At 44.7% G+C, this 17,855-nt stretch carries 5 protein-coding genes and 1 pseudogene; 1 reads left to right on the top strand and 5 read right to left on the bottom strand.

From position 1 onward, the window contains the following. The first annotated feature begins 61 nt into the window (after positions 1-61). Positions 62-6,472 (top strand): CHAT domain-containing protein, encoded by a 6,411-nt coding sequence (locus ACE1CD_RS24410; protein ID WP_374826518.1) that lies wholly within the window; start codon positions 62-64, stop codon positions 6,470-6,472. Positions 6,473-6,539: 67 nt separating this feature from the next. On the opposite strand, the gene ACE1CD_RS24405 is transcribed toward ACE1CD_RS24410, so the two are convergent. The 5 genes and pseudogenes from ACE1CD_RS24405 to ACE1CD_RS24385 all read right to left on the bottom strand — a co-directional run. After that, positions 6,540-6,941 carry a four helix bundle protein gene (locus ACE1CD_RS24405; protein ID WP_374799191.1) on the bottom strand — a complete coding sequence of 134 codons (402 nt, stop codon included), beginning with the start codon at positions 6,939-6,941 and terminating at the stop codon, positions 6,540-6,542. 45 nt (positions 6,942-6,986) lie between these two features. Next, on the bottom strand, positions 6,987-8,042 hold the full coding sequence (rlmN, locus tag ACE1CD_RS24400; RefSeq protein WP_374799328.1) for a 23S rRNA (adenine(2503)-C(2))-methyltransferase RlmN: 1,056 nt from the start codon (positions 8,040-8,042) through the stop codon (positions 6,987-6,989). 458 nt (positions 8,043-8,500) lie between these two features. Further along, positions 8,501-13,510, bottom strand: coding sequence for a PAS domain S-box protein (locus tag ACE1CD_RS24395; RefSeq protein WP_374826517.1), 5,010 nt, complete (start codon positions 13,508-13,510; stop codon positions 8,501-8,503). A 261-nt stretch (positions 13,511-13,771) separates the two neighbouring features. Then, positions 13,772-16,492 carry a CHAT domain-containing protein gene (locus ACE1CD_RS24390; RefSeq protein WP_374826516.1) on the bottom strand — a complete coding sequence of 907 codons (2,721 nt, stop codon included), beginning with the start codon at positions 16,490-16,492 and terminating at the stop codon, positions 13,772-13,774. Between the two features lie 198 nt (positions 16,493-16,690). Continuing rightward, positions 16,691-17,855, bottom strand: a pseudogene (locus ACE1CD_RS24385) (hypothetical protein); the annotation flags it as partial.

The raw sequence follows: 17,855 nt of genomic DNA, 5'->3' as shown, positions 1-17,855 counted from the left end.
GATTACCACAGGTGACATCAAAGCGCAAGTATTTTCGGCTGGCAATGCCGGTAATATTAATGTGACCAGTAGCAATAGCAAGATTACAACTAATGGGATTTTTGCTGCGGCTAATGCTGGCAATGGTGGCAACATTACCCTGAGTGCGCTGGGGAATATTACGACTAAACAAATTGTTGCTTCGGCTGTTAATACTACTGTTGAAAAGGCGGGAAATATTCAAATTACCAGTACCACTGGCGATATTCAAATTACTGATATGACGCCAATGGTAATTGATGCTTCTACTGGTAATAATGACTCTACTGCTACTGGTAATGGCGGTGCAATTAATCTGCAAGCCGAAGGAAAGATTAATGTCGGCGGCAATGTCGAAGCAAACGTCAAAGGAACTGGTACTGGCGGTGATATTACTTTCAATAGCAACAGTAGCACTATCAATGTCGGCAATTTAGATTCCAGTTCTAGTGCAGGAAATGCAGGTGCGATCGCACTTACTGCCAATGGTAATATTCAAACAGCCAATCTCACTTCTGGAGTCGATACCGGTGCTAACGCTGCGGGTGGTAACATCACAATTTACAGTCAAAATGGCGCAATTAACTCTGGCTTAATTAATGCCAACGGTGGTTTTGCTAATGCTGGCAATATCAAACTTACTGCTTTTGATAACATTACCACAGGTGACATCAAAGCGCAAGTGATTTCCGTTGGTAATGCTGGCAATATTATCGTTACCAGCAGTAATGGCGAGCTCGCAACCAACGGGATTTTTGCTTCTGCTAATGCTGGTAATGGTGGCCATATTAATTTGAGTGCGTTGGGGAATATCACTACTAAACAAATTGTGGCTTCGGCTATTAATTCTCCTGGTGAAAATGCTGGAAATATTCAAATTACCAGTACAACTGGGGATATTCAAATAACCGATGTTACACCAAATGTAATCGATTCATCTACTACAAACAATGACTCTACTGCCACAGGTAACGCAGGTGCAATTAATCTGCAAGCCAAAGGGAATATTAATGTGAGCGCTAATATCGCTGCGAACGTTAAAGGTACTGGTACAGGCGGCGATATTATACTTAACAGTAACACCGGGACTATAAATGTTGGCAATTTAGATTCCAGTTCCAGTGGGGGAAATGCAGGTGCGATCGCACTTAACGCCAATGGTAATATTCAAACAGCCAACCTCACTTCTGGAGTTGATACTGGTGCTAACGCTGCTGGCGGTAACATTACAATTTCCAGTCAAAAGGGCGCGATTAACTCTGGCGCAATTAATGCCAATGGCGGCTTTAGTAACGCTGGCAATATCCAGCTTACTGCCTTTCATCAGATTACCACAGGTGCGCTCGAAGCGCAAGTATTTTCGGCTGGCAATGCCGGTAATATTAATGTGACCAGCAGCAATAGCAGCATCGCAACTAACGGTATTTTTGCTGCGGCTAATGCTGGCAATGGTGGCAACATTACCCTGAGTGCGCTGGGGAATATTACGACTAAACAAATTGTTGCTTCGGCTATTAATACTACTTTTGAAAAGGCGGGAGATATTCAAATTACCAGTACCACTGGCAATATTGAAATAACAGATACCGCTCTAAACGCAATCGATGCTTCTACTGCTAATCATGACTCAACTGCGACAGGTAATGGCGGTGCGATCGCACTCAACGCAGCAGGTAATATTACGGTAGGTAATGTTTCCTCCAGTGTGAAAGGTACTGGAACTGGGGGAAATATTACTTTCAAAAGTAACACAAGTACTATAAATGTTGGCAATTTAGATTCCAGTTCCACGACAGGAAATGCAGGTGCGATCGCACTTACTGCTCCTACCAGCATAACCACAGCAATTATCAACGCCAACGGTGCAATTGGAACGGGTAATGTAAGTTTGAAAAGCGATGAAATTAACTTAACTGGTAATGTTTCCACTCAGGGTAAAGTCACAATCGAACCCTTTACTACCAGTCAGGCGATCGCTTTGGGAGGAAAGGATAGCGACAGTACCGATACTTTAGATCTTACCAGCACCGAACTAAACTTTCTGCAACCGGGTATATCAGAAATTACGATCGGACTTGCAAACAGTACCGGCACAATTACACTTTACGATACAGCCACTTTCAACGCTCCCGCAAACATTGCAGGCGGTGCAACTCTTCTTGGTAGCAATAAAGATACAACTTGGAACATCACAAGTGCTAATTCTGGCAGTCTCAGCGGCTATCCCAACGGCTTTACATTCAATAATATAGAGAACTTAATCGGCGGTACTGCCAACGATATCTTCTTATTTAATGATGGCGTTAAGTTCAGTGGGACTATCGACGGAAATCTCGGTAGCGACACCCTCAATTACTCAGATTTTACCACTCCCGTAACGATTAATTTAGGAGCGATTGGCGGTGTAAGTATTGAAAACCTTGTCGGTACAACAAAAGCACCCAGCACCTTAGTTAGTACAGACAACAATAACATCTGGAACATCACCGGTATCGATGTCGGTAATTTCAATGGCAACCTCAACTTCAGAGATTTTCAAAATATCGTAGGCGGCAAGTTAGACGATACCTTCCAATTTGCGATCGGTGCCAATCTGAGCGGTAATATAAACGGACAAACTGGGAATCTCACTTTAATTGGAGATGAGATTGACTTTGGTGGAAATCTTACCGGCACAGGTAACTTAACCCTTCAGCCTTTGACTCCCAGCCAAAACATTCAAATAGCCGATGCCGATAGCGGTAGCAACAATATTTTAGATTTGACGACGAGCGAAATTAGCCGATGGGAAAATTCCTTTACCTCTATCGCGATAGGAAGAAATGACGGTAGTGGAGTCATTACATTTAATAATTCGATCGCATTTAAAAATCCAGTCACAATTCAGTCCCCCAATGGCTTAATTGCAGTCAACGCACCTATTATAGGCACCGAGAATGCTTCAATTGCTTTAATTGGTACAGCTAGCTTAAATGCAGATATTATCACCAACGAACAAAACATTACTATCAACGGTAATACTTCCATTGCTAATAACGTTACCCTCAGTACTGGATCTACAGCCGGCGGTGACATTACCATCAATGGTACTACTGAAGGCAATGGAAACTTTACCCTAGATGTAGGTACGGGAAACATTATTTTTAACGGAAATATAGGCAGCAATACTCGTTTGGGAAACCTGACTATCAACAGTGCGAATAACGTACAAACAGGTGCGATCGCAGCAGCTAGCATTACTCAAAACGCAGGCATCGGTACTACTACTTTCAACGGCACAATTAATACAGATACCTTAAACGGTATTAATCTCACAGGTAATAACTTTACTATTAACAGTCCTCTCACTACTACAAACAAAGGCGCTGTCATTATCAACAACAGTGGCACTCTAAATATTGGCCCGGAAGCCGATCTGAATTTGGATGCCGATTTCAATCAAATTGGCACTGGAGGGGTATCGATCGCAGGCGATATTACAACTGCCAATCGAGATATTAAATTTAACGGCCCGGTCAATATCAACGGCAATATCAATTTCAACCTGGGAACTGCTAAAATTAGCTTTGGCTCAACCTTAGCAGCAGGCGACTACCCGCTAACCTTAACCGCAGGCGAAATAGATTTTACAGGCACAGTTACAGGTAATAATAAATTGGTACTGCAACCGGCAACACCAGAGCAAAATATTGCGATCGCATCTGCAAACGACACAAACGCACTAAATTTAACCGCATCTGAAATTAGCGCCTTGCAATCCGGTTTTACTTCCATCATTATCGGACGCAGTGACTCATCAGGCGCTATTAATATAGGAGATAAAGTTACTTTCAACGCGCCAGTAACAATTCAGTCTCCCACTGGTACCGGAACAATTACAGCTACAAGCGATATTACAACTAATGGTTCGGCAATTGAATTATTAGCAGCGGGCAATATTGCAACTAGCAATATTATGACATCGGGAGGAAACATTAACCTCACTAGCAATAACGGAACAATAACCGTAGGTAACCTCAATTCCAGTTTATCAAATGGAAATGCAGGAAACGTTCAATTAAACGCTAATGGCAACATTATTAGCGCTGATATCATCGCTAAATCCGATACGTTTGCAGGTGGAAATATCACCCTGAATAGCAAAGCTGGATTTATAGCAAGCGGCAATTTAAATAGTTCCGGAAACACACTGGGAGGCTCAATATCTCTCATCTCTCCCATCCAAATTACCGCCAGACAAATAAACTCCAGCGCCAGCATCGGAAAAGCAGGTAACGTTACTCTCGACCCTCAAGGAGACATCCAAATTGAATACATTAACGCTCAAGGAGGAAGTCAAGGGATTGGTGGAACGATCGATATTTCAACCCAGCGGTTTTTCCGCGCCAAGGATACTTTTATTGACAGAAATGGTGTAAATGCTAGTATTTCCACTGCTGGAGGAACGGGAGGAGGAGCGATCGTTATTCGACATGGAGGAGGGTCGAACACACCTTTTAATGTAGCCGGTGATGCCACAAACAACGGAACAGTCGGCAACATCACCAGTGGGTCAGGAGAAACTGTGCGATCGGGCTCTTATTTGGGCCCTTTCACTCAGGGTCGGACGCAAGTCATCACTCAAGGGTCATCGGAAACACCCACTCCGCAAATACCAACTCCAGAAACACCCACTCCAGAAACACCAAATCCAGAAACACCAAATCCAGAAACACCCACTCCGCAAACACCCACTCCGCAAACACCAAATCCAGAAACACCCACTCCGCAAACACCAAATCCAGAAACACCCACTCCGCAAACACCCACTCCGCAAACACCCACTCCAGAAACACCAACTCCGCAAACACCAACTCCGCAAACACCCACTCCAGAAACACCAACTCCAGAAACACCAAATCCAGAAACACCAAATCCGCAAACACCAACTCCGCAAACACCAAATCCGCAAACACCAAATCCGCAAACACCAACTCCGCAAACACCAACTCCAGAAACACCAAATCCGCAAACACCAACTCCGCAAACACCAACTTCGCAAACACCAACTCCGCAAACACCAACTCCGGAAACGAAGCTATCGTCATCCGATCGAACTAGAATATCAACAGAACTCCAAACTCCGCCATTAATAGATCCAAACAATAACAGTGCGATCGCCAATAGTTCTGTGGATAAAATTCCGATACTCCGCGAAAACATCATCACCGCTCTTCAAAGAGGTCAGTTCGATGTATTTGTACCTCAAATTGAGCAACTGAGACAGCAGGAATATGAGAATTATTTTGGCGAAAATTTACCTGTAAACAATCCAAATTCTCTTTCACTACCACATATCCAGAACATTCTTAAACAAATAGCTCAAACGACAGGTAAAAAGCCAGCTATTCTTTATGTATTTATACAACCAGAGCAATTAGAACTCGTCTTAGTTATGCCATTCGGCAAACCCATTCACCGCAGCATACCAGAAGCCGATCGCGATACTTTACTGAAAGTGGTTGCAGATTTTCGCTCAAAAGTAACCGATCCCAATGAAATTAATACAACTTCCTACCTTAATTCAGCCCAGAAACTTTATCAATGGCTGATTGCACCGCTCGAAGCCGAACTGCAATCCCAAGGTATAGAAACTCTCGCTTTCTCTTTAGATTCAGGTCTTAGAGCAATACCGATAGCCGCCCTACACGACGGGAAAAAGTTTTTAGTAGAAAAGTACAGCATCAGCCTAATTCCTAGCGTTAATTTGGTCGATACCAATTACCGAAACATCAGAAACTCTCAAGTTTTGGCAATGGGAGCCTCAGAATTTAGCGAATTAAGTCCTTTACCAGCTGTACCAATAGAATTATCGACCATCGCCAAAGAACTCTGGCAAGGCAAATCTTTTCTCAATGAAGGATTTACATTAGCAAATCTCAAATCGCAACGCTCTAGCGATCCATTTGGAATTATTCACTTAGCAACTCACGCAGAATTCAAACCAGGAAAACCAAATAACTCTTTTATCCAGCTTTGGAACTCCCAACTTAAATTGAATCAATTAAGGGAAATGGGATGGAATAAACCGCAAGTCGAACTGTTAGTACTCAGCGCCTGTCGCACAGCTTTGGGAGATGAAAACGCCGAATTGGGCTTTGCAGGCTTAGCTGTAGCATCTGGCGTAAAATCTGCTTTGGCCAGTTTGTGGTACGTGTCCGATCGCGGTACTTTAGCACTGATGGCCGCATTTTATCAAAACTTAAAATCTGCTCCTATCAAAGCAGAAGCCCTCCAGAACGCACAAATCGCTATGATTAAAGGTACTGTGCGTATTGAAGATGGTGAAGTGCGCGGACTCGATTCTCAGCCCGAAGGAGTACCTCTACCACCAGAACTAGCTTCTCTAGGAAATCAAAATCTCTCCCATCCTTACTATTGGGCAGGTTTTACGATGATTGGTAGCCCTTGGTGAGAAAGTCAAAAGTCAAAAGTCAAAAGTCAAAAGTTAAAAGTCAAAAGTTAAAAGTCAAAAGTCAAAATTAGAGAAAGTCAAAATTAGAGAAAGTCAAAAGTGACTTCTTTTTGTTGTCTTTAGATTTTACTATCATGGCTGCAATAATATTCATCAATTCATTTATCTCATTTAAGAGGGGGAGCAATCTGCTTTCTGGAACTATATTAGCAGCCACAATAACCTTTATCCAGTACCTAGTTTCTCTGGCTTCTTTCAGAGCGATTTCTAGTTTATGGATAAAATCAGCCGTACTTTGTGCGGCTCTTGATTCTTCAACATTCGCACCTATAGAAGTTCCGGATCGAATCAGTTGCTTTGCTAATTCCCTTGCAGAACCTGGCTTTTCACTTAGGAAATTGCAAAGATTGACTATACGAACAGAAAACTGGAAAGTTCTCTCACAAATATCAAAAGGTTTGTCTGACATAATTTCTCACTCCTTTCATTCATTTTGATTTTTGACTTTTGACTTTTAACTTTTGACTTGTGACTTACGCAGTTGTCCGCAAGCTGCATCAGCTTCCAATCCTCGCGAATAGCGCACACTAACGGTAATATTGCGCTTTTTCAGAACAGCAACAAAAGCTTGAATTTGTTTTGCATTCGGACGTTGATAGTCAGCTTCTTGAATGGGATTGTAAGGAATCAAATTAACGTGACTTTGAAAACCTCGCACTTGTGCGGCTAATTCTTCAGCGTGTTCTGGCAAATCATTCACTCCCGCGAGGAGAATGTATTCAAATGTCAATCTGCGACCGGTAATTTCTACATATTGCCGACATTCTGCAAGCAAAGCTGACAGCGGATAATGTTGAGCGCTGGGAATTAGTTGTTCTCGCAGTTTTTGATTGCCAGCGTGCAAGCTAACTGCTAAAGTAACTTGCAGTTGATATTCAGCCAATTGGCGAATGCGATCGCGAATTCCCACAGTCGAAACAGTCATCGATCGCTGTCCGATCCCCACATCTTCATTCAGCGATTTAATCGCACCCACAACATTTTCCAAATTCAACAAAGGTTCGCCCATACCCATGAAGACAATATGGCTGACTCGCCGTTGAAAGTCTTCTTGCACAGTCAAAACTTGGTCGATAATTTCGTGACGTGCGAGATGGCGCGTAAAACCTCCCTTCCCAGTCGCGCAGAAATCGCAAGCCATCGCACAACCGACCTGCGAAGATACGCAAACCGTGAGACGTTTTTCTGTAGGAATGCCGACAGTTTCTATAATGCGATCGTCTGCCAATCGCAGCAGATATTTAACTGTACCATCGGGAGCCACAGAGCGATAGTGCAAAGTCGATCGACCGATACTTACATCTGCTTGAACTTCCCGCCACTGTTTCGGAAATACGGAAATATCGGCGATATTTCTCACACCTTGTTGATAAATCCATTGGTGCAACTGACGACCCCGATATGCCGGTTGACCTTGCTGTTGTACCCACTCTGTTAATTGTGCCAAACTTGCTCCCAGAAGAGGAGTGGGGGAGTGGGGGAGTGGGGGAGTGGGGGAGAATTTCTCCAGACTCTAAATTTTTATCTGAATGCTTGTTTAGTTTGCTTTGTACCATAATAATTCTCATAGCTGTCCTGTATGAGCCGATCTTATCACTGACAGATCGCGATTATCGACGCTGTACACCTACTTCCTGCTTGAGCCTGGGTATAGCGGTTTCCGACTCCGTGTAATATCGTGTCCGGTTGCATCGGTAGTGTAAGACTGATACGAAAGATTATCTGTGGGAATTAGTGGTTAAATTTTTACCGCAGATGTAGGCAGATAAACGCAGATGTACGCAGATAAGAAATCAGATAAGAACGCATTTTTATGTAACCGATGCTACCGGACATAATATCAGACTCGATCTCTAGCCAAGTCATCTGTGTTTATCTGTGTTCATCTGTGTTCATCTGTGGTTAAAAAGAGAGAAAGAAGAGAGAAGAGGAAGAATTTTGACTTTTGACTTTTGACTTTTGACTTTTCTAGCCTCTAGCAGGCAGTTTCACAGTAAAGGTTGCTCCCTGACCCTCGCCGGCACTGTCAGCGCTGACAGTACCGCCATGCAGTTCGACGAGATGACGCACGATCGCCAAACCCAAACCGAGTCCCACTTGCGATCGCGTCAGACTGCTGTGGGCATCGCCTTGGTGAAGATTGCTTTCTTGCCGAAAGCGATCGAAAACGTAAGGTAAAAAGCCAGGACTAATCCCTTTACCCGTATCGGTTACAGTAATTTTGGCATAGGAAATTTCCGATTTGATATTTAACATTTCAGATCGATTTAATTTCAGATTTGACATTTCAGATTGCAGATTGAAAACAGCATTTTTATTTTCATTTTGCAATTTCAAATCTGCCATCTGCAATTTTTCCAATTTAATTTCCACCAGGCCGCCTTTGGGCGTAAACTTGATCGCGTTGGACAGCAAATTCCACACAATTTGCTGCAAGCGATCGGCATCAGCCGCAACTTCTCCCACAGCGTTAAAAACACACTTTAACTCAACACCCTGACGCTCAGCTATCGGACGTACCGTATCGAGAGCAGCCACAAGCACAGGAATTGGATCGATAGGAGACAGATTCAGTTCCAGTTTGCCGCGAATAATGCGCGAAACATCTAATAAATCCGAAACCATTTGGGTTTGCAAACGAGCATTGCGCTCGATCGTTTCCAGCGCACGAGCGGTCGTAATCGCATCAATCTTCCGCGTCCGCAACAAATTTACCCAACCCAAAATAGCGTGTAGCGGTGTTCGCAGTTCGTGAGAGAGTATAGCCAAGAATTCATCTTTAAGGCGGTTAGCTTCTTGAGCTTCGCGGTGCGTTCTGCTATTGTCTACCGCTAAGGCAGCGCGGGTAGCCAACTCCTCTGCCAAAGCCAATTCTTCCCAACTGTAGCGGCGTCCCGACTCTGCATAAACAAATTCTAAAGTACCTAAAATCCTTCCTTGGGTAACCAGCGGTACGACTATGGCAGACTGGGGTTTTAATGCTTCTAAGATCTGGAGATCTTCGGCATTAGAGGCACACTGCTGGATCTGGTCATAGGAAAGTTCCGGATAGTATGCTGGCTTAAGAGTGCTTAACACTTCCAACACTGGATGCGATCGATTAGGGTCACCCGATTTTGGATTCTGGATTTTGGATTTTGGATTGGCTGCGTCAAGCCGATCGTAACTTTGCAGTTGCTGCAACAGTTCTTCCTGGCGCGGATCGGAATGAGCGCTTGCCAGCCTCAAGATCTGACCTTCCTCTCCCACAATATAGAAAATACACCAATCAGCCAGATAAGGCAGTGCAAGACGAGCCACTTGAGCGAGGGTAGTTTCGTAATCAAAAGAAGAAGCCAGCACCATACTAGCCTCTGCCAGAAAAGCAAATCGTCGTTGCTGCGCCTCTGCCAAAACACGCGCCGCCTGTTCGCGAATTCTCTGAGCGCGTTCTTCCTCCGCTTCTTTGAGTTCCGTAATATCGCGGATCACAGCCAGCGCCGATTCGATCGCACCTTTTTTGTTTGGTTCTGGAACCACACGAGATTGATAGGTACGCACTCCCATCGCAGTGGGACAGACAAATTGAATCGTTTGTTCAACACCGCTTTCAAATACTTTCGTCAGCGTCGTCTCCCACAGCTGGCATAATTCCTCTGGAGAACCCATTTCTCGGAAATTCTTACCGATGAAATTTTCGGTTGGCGTCCCCGTTAACGTTTGCACCACCGGATTGACATACAGGTAACGCATTTCCCTGTCGGAGCGAAGAATAATATCTGGCGAATTTTCAACTAATGTTTTGAATTCCCGCTCGCGGCGGTATAGTGCCTCTTCTGAGAGCTTACGTTGCGTAATATCGCGCTCTATGGCGATCCAGTGCGTATAGCACCCCATTTCGTCAGCTACCGGTACCAGGCTCAGTTCTACCCAGAACTGGGAGCCATCTTTGCGGTAGTTCATTAGTTCAAATACCCCTGGTTGCCAATTTTGGATGGCTTCCCGAAGTTGATTGAGAGTAGCTCGATCGCTCTGAGGCCCCTGCAAAATCCGAGGTGTTTTGCCCACTACTTCCTGTAGAGTGTAGCCGGTCATACGGGTAAAAGCAGCGTTAACGTAGAGAATGCGGGGCCCAGGCTCCTCAATCGGCTCAGCTTCCGTAATGACGATCGCGTCATTGGCGTTAACGACAACCGATTCTAGCAAGCGCAACTTCAATAGCGCCCGCACCCGATCGGTGATATCCTGAACCAACAAGACAAAATAATCAGTAGACCCGTCAGCGCAACGCACGCATTGGGTGGCGATGTCGGCGTGAATGACTTCTCCATCTTTGCGGATAAACCGCTTGTCGATCGTATAGCTTTCCCTTTCCCCTGCTAAAATTTGGTTGAAATTATCGATATCGACAGCCAAATCATCCGGATGGGTAATCTCAACCCAAGTCATCTGGCTGAGTTCTTGTCGCGAATAGCCAAAGATATCGCACAATTTGTCGTTTACCTGCAACCAGCCTTTTTCCTCTGAGGTAATCGCAATACCGATTAAAGGCAGTTCAAAGTAACTGCGGAATCTTTCTTCACTTCTTCGCAAAGCTTCCTTTTCCGCCTGTATTTCTGCGATTTTTTCTTGCAGTAGCGCATTCGATAAAGCCAGTTCGTCAGTGCGTTGGGCGATCGCAATTTCCAATTCGGAAGCGAAGTTTTGCAGAACTATTTCAGCTTGTTTGCGATCGGTAATATCTTCCGCAATTCCCGCAATGCGATATACTTCTCCCCATTCGTCTTCGATGGGAAAAGCACGAGCCCATATCCAACGAATCGAGCCATTCCGCTGAACGATTCGATATTCTACTTCTAAGTGTTCTCCTCGCAACTGCTTTTCAAAGGCAAGCAACACCTGTTGCTTGTCTTCCGGATAAACAATATCCAAAAAAGATTTGGGCTGTTCGTACATACTCTGGCAGCTAAGACTCCATATTTGTTCGTAGCGGGGACTGATGTAGAGTATTTTTGAGTTTTTGGTATCAAACAACCAGAAAATTTCGCGAATGTGTTCTGCCAGTTGCCGGAAACGCTGTTCGGATTCTTGCAAAGCTGCTAGGGTTGTTTGCAGTTCGCGTTGCCGAATTCGCACTTCTTCTGCTAAGAGTGCCAAATTTTCCGTAACAGAGCCCAATTCCTGCTGAAGTATTTCTTTAGCACGCTTCATGGCAATTTGATTCGCCACCCGCGCCTTCAATTCTTCAGCTGAGAAAGGTTTCATTAAGTAGTCTTGTACCCCTTCTCGCAACATCTGCACGCGCAAGTCGTCGTCTGCTTTGGCAGTCAAAAGCACAATTGGCACCGCATTCAATTCCCTCTGCAAGCGAATCTGGCGTACCATTCGATCGCCAGTCATTTGGGGCATCATCACATCGCTGAGGATCGCGTCGGGATGCAACTTAAGTGCCAGTTCCAGTCCTTCCTGCCCATTCAAAGCTGTGACGATGTTATAGTCAGATGCCAGGGTGTCGGCAATAAACCGATTCATTTCGGGATTGTCTTCGACTACAAGTACTCGTGGCTGAGTACTGGGAACTGTTAAATAGTCCTTAACTACATTAATTTCCGGCGATCGCAATTCTGCCAGTATGACGCTCGCAAGTTCGCTGTTAATATTGTCTGGAGAAAGCGCGATCGCACTTTCTACCTCCACATCTGCTGGTGCGAGTAATGGCAATTCTACAGTAAATATCGCTCCACCTAAAGCTGCTTCATCAACTGCGATCGCACCACCATGTAATTCAACAAATTCTTTGACAATCGCCAATCCCAATCCAGTACCGCCGAACTTGCGAGAAGCTTCTTGTTCTCCTTGGCGAAATGGCTCGAAAATTACTTCCCGCAATTCGAGTGGCACACCAACACCGCTGTCCTCTACAGTAATCCTGGCAGAAATAGGGGCAGGGGCGCAGGGGAGTGGGGGAGTATTTATTTTGACTTTTGACTTTTGACTTTTGACTTTTTCTTCCTCTCCTCCCCAGCAGACTTCCACTCTGCATTTGATACTGCCACTATTAGGAGTAAACTTAAAAGCATTGGAAAGCAGGTTGAAACAGATGCGCTGCAACTTCTCAGCATCCACTTGTGCGGGAACAGACTCAGGCGTATCGATCGCAAATGAAATGTGGCATTCCTGAGCTAGAGTTTCAAAGTGAGCGGCAGTCAGTTTTACTAAGTGCGCCAAATCGACTTGAGTGTAGTTGACGCTCATTTTGCCCGCTTCTAGCTTGGAAACATCCAGCAAATTGTTGACGTGCTTGAGGAGAGTTTGGGCGTTGCGTCGCACAACTTTTAGGTTATTGTGCTGTTCTTGTGTGAGTTTATCTGAAGCCAACAATTTCTCTGTTGGCCCTAAGATCAGTGCTAACGGCGTCCGCAATTCGTGACTGACGTTAGCGAAGAACTGTGTTTTGAGGCGATCGAGTTCTTTGAGCTTGTGCGCCAACTCCTCCAGTTCTTGGTTAGCAACTTCCAGTTTCAGTTTGCGCTCTTGAGAAATCTTAGCATCTTCAACCAATCCCAGCACCTGTGGCACCAGCGACGGCAGTATTACAGCTGTCGTCACGGAAGCAACTGCCGTGATTAATTTCAATTCTCCCGCTAGCCAATATGTCGGCGTCCATAGCGTCCACACTTCCATAAAATGCGTACTGCCACAGGCAACGATAAACGTGCCAAACAAGAGAAACATCCAGTGGAAAGGTATATCTTGACGCGATTTATAAACTAAATAAGCCAGCGTACCCGATATCGCTACATAAGCCAGTCCGATCAGCGTATCAGAAATAATATGAAGCCATACCAGCGAAGGTTTCCACAAATAACAATGCCCATGCGGAAGAAAACCGTTCGCCACTAAGAGATTTTTCCACAATCCCGGCCACAGAAGCATCAGCGCTAGTACTGCTGCCAATACTCCTATGCCGTATCCCATATCGTATCGATGTATTTTCATCCTTTTTAGGGCGTCAGGAAGTCAAAAGTCAAAAGTCAAAAGATATTAGTAGGTTGGGTTGAGGCACGAAACCCAACGTATTTGTTCGGTTTCGCTTCTCTCAACAAAAGTCTCTCCTTCTCCCTCCTCCCTCTCCCTCTTTTCAGCTGTTGGGTTTCGCTTAGCTCAACCCAACCTACTAATATCTTAGTTAAAATAATCACCATTAGTACGAAACTCCCAATTTGCAAAACATTTCTCCCTCATCGGCGACAGGCTGCGTTAACGCCAATTTCCCACTAAAACATAGGGTGCCCAATAATAGGGAAATTTGTATCGCTTATCTTGCAAAAGAGTTTGTTGAGCTAGTCTAAGTGCCTCCGCTTTAGTAACTCCTTTGGCTAATTCGCTATAGAATTCAGTCATCAAAACGGCTGTAGACTCATCGTTAACTTGCCACAAAGTTGCCACAGTACTGCGTGCGCCCGCTCTCATTGCCACTCCTGCTAATCCCAACGCAGCGCGATCGTCTCCTGCTGCGGTTTCGCAAGCACTAAAAACCAGCAATTCAATCGGACGTGATTCTTGTTGTTCTCTCCTACGCAATAAGTTATCTAACTCTTTGACGTTAACCTTATTATTCCAAGTCAGAATAAATGTGTTTTCAGATGTGGAACTAAATTGACCGTGAGTGGCAATATGCACTACCGGGAACGGAACTGAATTTATGGCTGTTTGTAAATTTACTTCGGTAAATTCTCCATCTAATAATTCCTGAGTTGCACTGACCTGCGTTTTGATTTCTTCTAACTCCCTCCTGACGTTAGGAAGAGCGGGAAACCCTTGACGCGCTTGGGATAAACCGGCTGCGAGTGTCCTTAATTGCTTGCGTTTGAAGGGTTGAGGTGGCAGTAACTGCAATCCTGGAGTGAGGGCAATGCTATATTTTTCAATTAAATACTGTTTGCCGTCGTGCAATGCGGTCATGGGAATATTTCGTAACAAACCATCGAGGACAAATACTAATGTTTGGACTTGGGTATTTTTTAGATCGGCTTCGGCGGGACGGATAATCCAATCATAAATTTGTTGCGAAAGATGTAAAATTTGTTCTTTGTTGGCACTGATTCTGCCCATGTCTTGTTGCAATTCATCGAGCAAAGCTACGATTTCTTGTGCGGGTTTAATTGTCGTATAGTAGCGCAACGGAGAATTCGGTAATGCTAAGATTACTGCTAATTTATTTGGTAAAATAATTGGGTAAATTACTGCGGCGGTGGGGTCTACTCGATCGATCTGCACTGGTTTGGCATTGAGACAAGCTTCTTGAAAAAAGTTGTCTAATTCTGCTAACTGGAGAGATTCGATTACAGAACGGGCTTGCAGTAAATTTTCTTGACTTGTTTCTGTTTCTGTGCTAAGCAATAAATCGACTAATTGTCGATAAACTGGTTCGACACTTTCGCGAAAAGAAAACTGCACATCTGGGTTATCCGGATTGAGGGCAAGTAAGTCGCTACGCAGAGATTTGAGGGTTTCCACTGCTGTGGTATAAGCTGCGATCGCATCTTTTCTATTCCCCAAATTTTTCGCCAGTCTTCCTAACTGCCATTCCCATATATAGGCGATATCTGAAGCATCGATCGATTGTGCAGAAACAAGAGCTTCGTGTGTGAGTTTTTGCGCTTCTTTATATTGTTGATTTAATTCGTAAAGTCTGCCTAAGCTTCCGACAGCGTAGGATTGAGCTTGTATATCTTTTAAAGTTTGTGCTTGTTGGACAGCTTGTGCTAAAATTTGGGCAATATAAGTTGTCTGCTTTTCGTCGCCACTGGCAATTGATAATTGACGACTGGCTTCTGACATTTTCATCAAAGTTTGTGCGAAATTAACTTGTGCGTAGATTGCACTGCGACTGGGAGGTAATTTATCGAATTCAATTTGCGATCGCAACTTTTCCGCTTCCGCGAATTGCTCGGTTTCAACTAATAAACTAAGTAAGCTCAGTTGTGCTTGTACTTGCATCTTTGGTGAAGTCGATGATTTGGCAGCTTCTCGATAAGCATTGACAGCATTTTGAATTTCTATTTTCGCTGCTGTATCATCCGATCGCTCCACTCTTTTGGCTATAGCGCGGGCAGTATTTGCCAAACTGAATTGAGCGGCGCTTATAGCTGCTGGCGATCGCAATTCTTGGGCTATTTTCAAACTCTGTTGCAACAATTGGCGGGATTTCTCCAATTCACCGATCGCACGCATAATACTGCCCAAACTGTGCAATCCAGTCGCTTTTATGGTAGAATCTGGTCGATTTTGGAGAGTAGTTTCTAATTGTTCTAAACTTTTTCTGGCTTGGCGATAAAGTCCCAAATATTGCATTGCTTGGACTTGATTAATTTGGCTGCCAATTATCCCTTCCGGGTGTTTTATTTGGGAGTAAATAGCAGCAGCTTGTTGCCAAGTAATTAAAGCAGCTTCCGGTTTTCCCAAAGCTAATTGCAGATGACCTTGGGTATTCAAAGCTTGTGCGAAAATCGATAATCTATCTGTGGAATCGTCGCGATTTTCTGGAGAGCCTAATAGTGATAAACTAGCAGCTATAGCCGATTGCGCTTCTGGCAATTGTCCCAGTTGTTGATAAGCAGCAGAAAGGAGATTATAGGCGCGAGCTTGATTTAGTTTATCGCCAGAAACTTTGGATGCTGAAACAGCTTGTTGCCAAACTGTTACGGCTTCGGAAAATTGTTCGGCTTGGAAGAATTCTTTACCTTGTTGCAGTAATTGTTGGGGATTGGCGATAGGCGATTGGGAAATGGGAATAGGTTCTTTTCCATTGGCGATTTGCGATTCTCCATTTCCTGTGACGGCGAGGGAAACGTTGGCGGTGAGAAAGGCAGTCAAAAGTGCGATCGCGATCCGAGTTGCCCACTTTTTAGTTATCGGTTTGTGGTGGAGGATAAAGATGCGATCGATTGTTTTTTGACAAAATTTTATCATAGACATCTTACATTTCCTTTCTCACCTGTTACGTATTCAAATTTTGCTTTATTTGCCCCCGCCAGAGATTCAAATCCCTGCGTCATAGCTGAAGTCCACGCTCAGTGGACTGAATATTTTCCATCAGTCCTCTTAAGAGGACTTTCGCTATTAGCAGGGGAATTGATTCCCCTGCGGACGAACACATTAGCAACAGATATTCGTTCAAGGCGCATAACATTGTGGTTGTGAAAATCCAGAATTGTGGGGTGTTGCTGTTGGCGCTTGTGCTACCAGTTCCACTTCTCCCTTAGCATTAACAAACCATCCTTGCGCCTCCACAATTTGGGAATAGTTGACCGTTGATTGTCGCCCTACTTTCTTGGAATTCTGTGACTCCGCGACCCGATTAGAAAGTGAGCTTACTGTTAAATCGAGCCAAGTCGCTTCATCGATAACTCCTTCAATGGGATTGGGCGGTAAACCTCCTCTACCGGTGACGATAAATTGGCTTTGCTCTCTTCTTTGGCGACTACAGCTAGAGGCGACTAATCTAGTAGCATCAACCAGATTATCTGGCAAAGTTACCAATCCCGAACTGGGGTCAACATTGGGAGTGTTGACGGTGATAGTACCTTCAAATTGCAGCCCACCTTGTTGGGAAATGGCGGTGATGTCGCTAGTTTCCAGTCGGGTAGGATCTACATTATTAACATCTTCTGTATTGAGGAGAAGTTGTAGTTCTTGTCCTGTGCGTGGAATTGCGCCAAAAATAGCTTGAGCTTCGATCCTAATTTCACCGCCTTTACCTTCTTGTGCGTTGGCAGTGATGTCGCTGTTTTCCAAAGCAGCTAATACACCTGTATTGAGAATGATATTACCGCCGCCGATATCTTTGCTGCCAGTTGCGTTGGTGGCGATGCGACTGTTTTGACGCAATATTAGGGAACTAGAATTTAGGTTAATATCGCCTTCACCCGCCACAGTATTGGAGTCTAATGAAGCTCGGTTCTCCAGACGGATGTCCCTGGCATCAACTACTATGTCACCTGCCGCGCCATTTCCTCTACTCGTGCTGCTCAGGATAGCGCCATTAGTAACGAAAACCGACTTGGCAGTAATACTCACCCCCCCCGCATTCCCCACTGCATCTCTTTCCACTGTGCTTGCGGCTAAAGAGGGCATTCCATTCTTGCGCTCACCATCAAAGGTAACTGTATCGCTGGCTGCAATCGCGATCGTCCCCGCATTTCCTCGCCCAGAAGTCCTGGCAGTTAGTACAGCGCCATTAGTAACGAAAACCGACTTGGCAGTAATGCTCACCCCCCCCGCAGTGCCCACTGGAGCTGGTTCCACAGAGGGTGGGGGTATAATGCGGTGTAGAGTGGTG

The organism is Aerosakkonema sp. BLCC-F183, from assembly GCF_041929145.1.
Lineage (GTDB): Bacteria > Cyanobacteriota > Cyanobacteriia > Cyanobacteriales > Aerosakkonemataceae > Aerosakkonema.
Note: the sequence above shows the minus strand (reverse complement) of the source record. Positions and strands in the feature narration are given on the sequence as shown.

What these genes read in the sequence shown, in the direction of transcription:
- ACE1CD_RS24405 (WP_374799191.1), bottom strand. Translation starts at nt 6,941, where the DNA reads ATGTCAGACAAACCTTTTGATATTTGTGAGAGAACTTTCCAGTTTTCT.
- ACE1CD_RS24395 (WP_374826517.1), bottom strand. Translation starts at nt 13,510, where the DNA reads ATGAAAATACATCGATACGATATGGGATACGGCATAGGAGTATTGGCA.
- ACE1CD_RS24390 (WP_374826516.1), bottom strand. Translation starts at nt 16,492, where the DNA reads ATGTCTATGATAAAATTTTGTCAAAAAACAATCGATCGCATCTTTATC.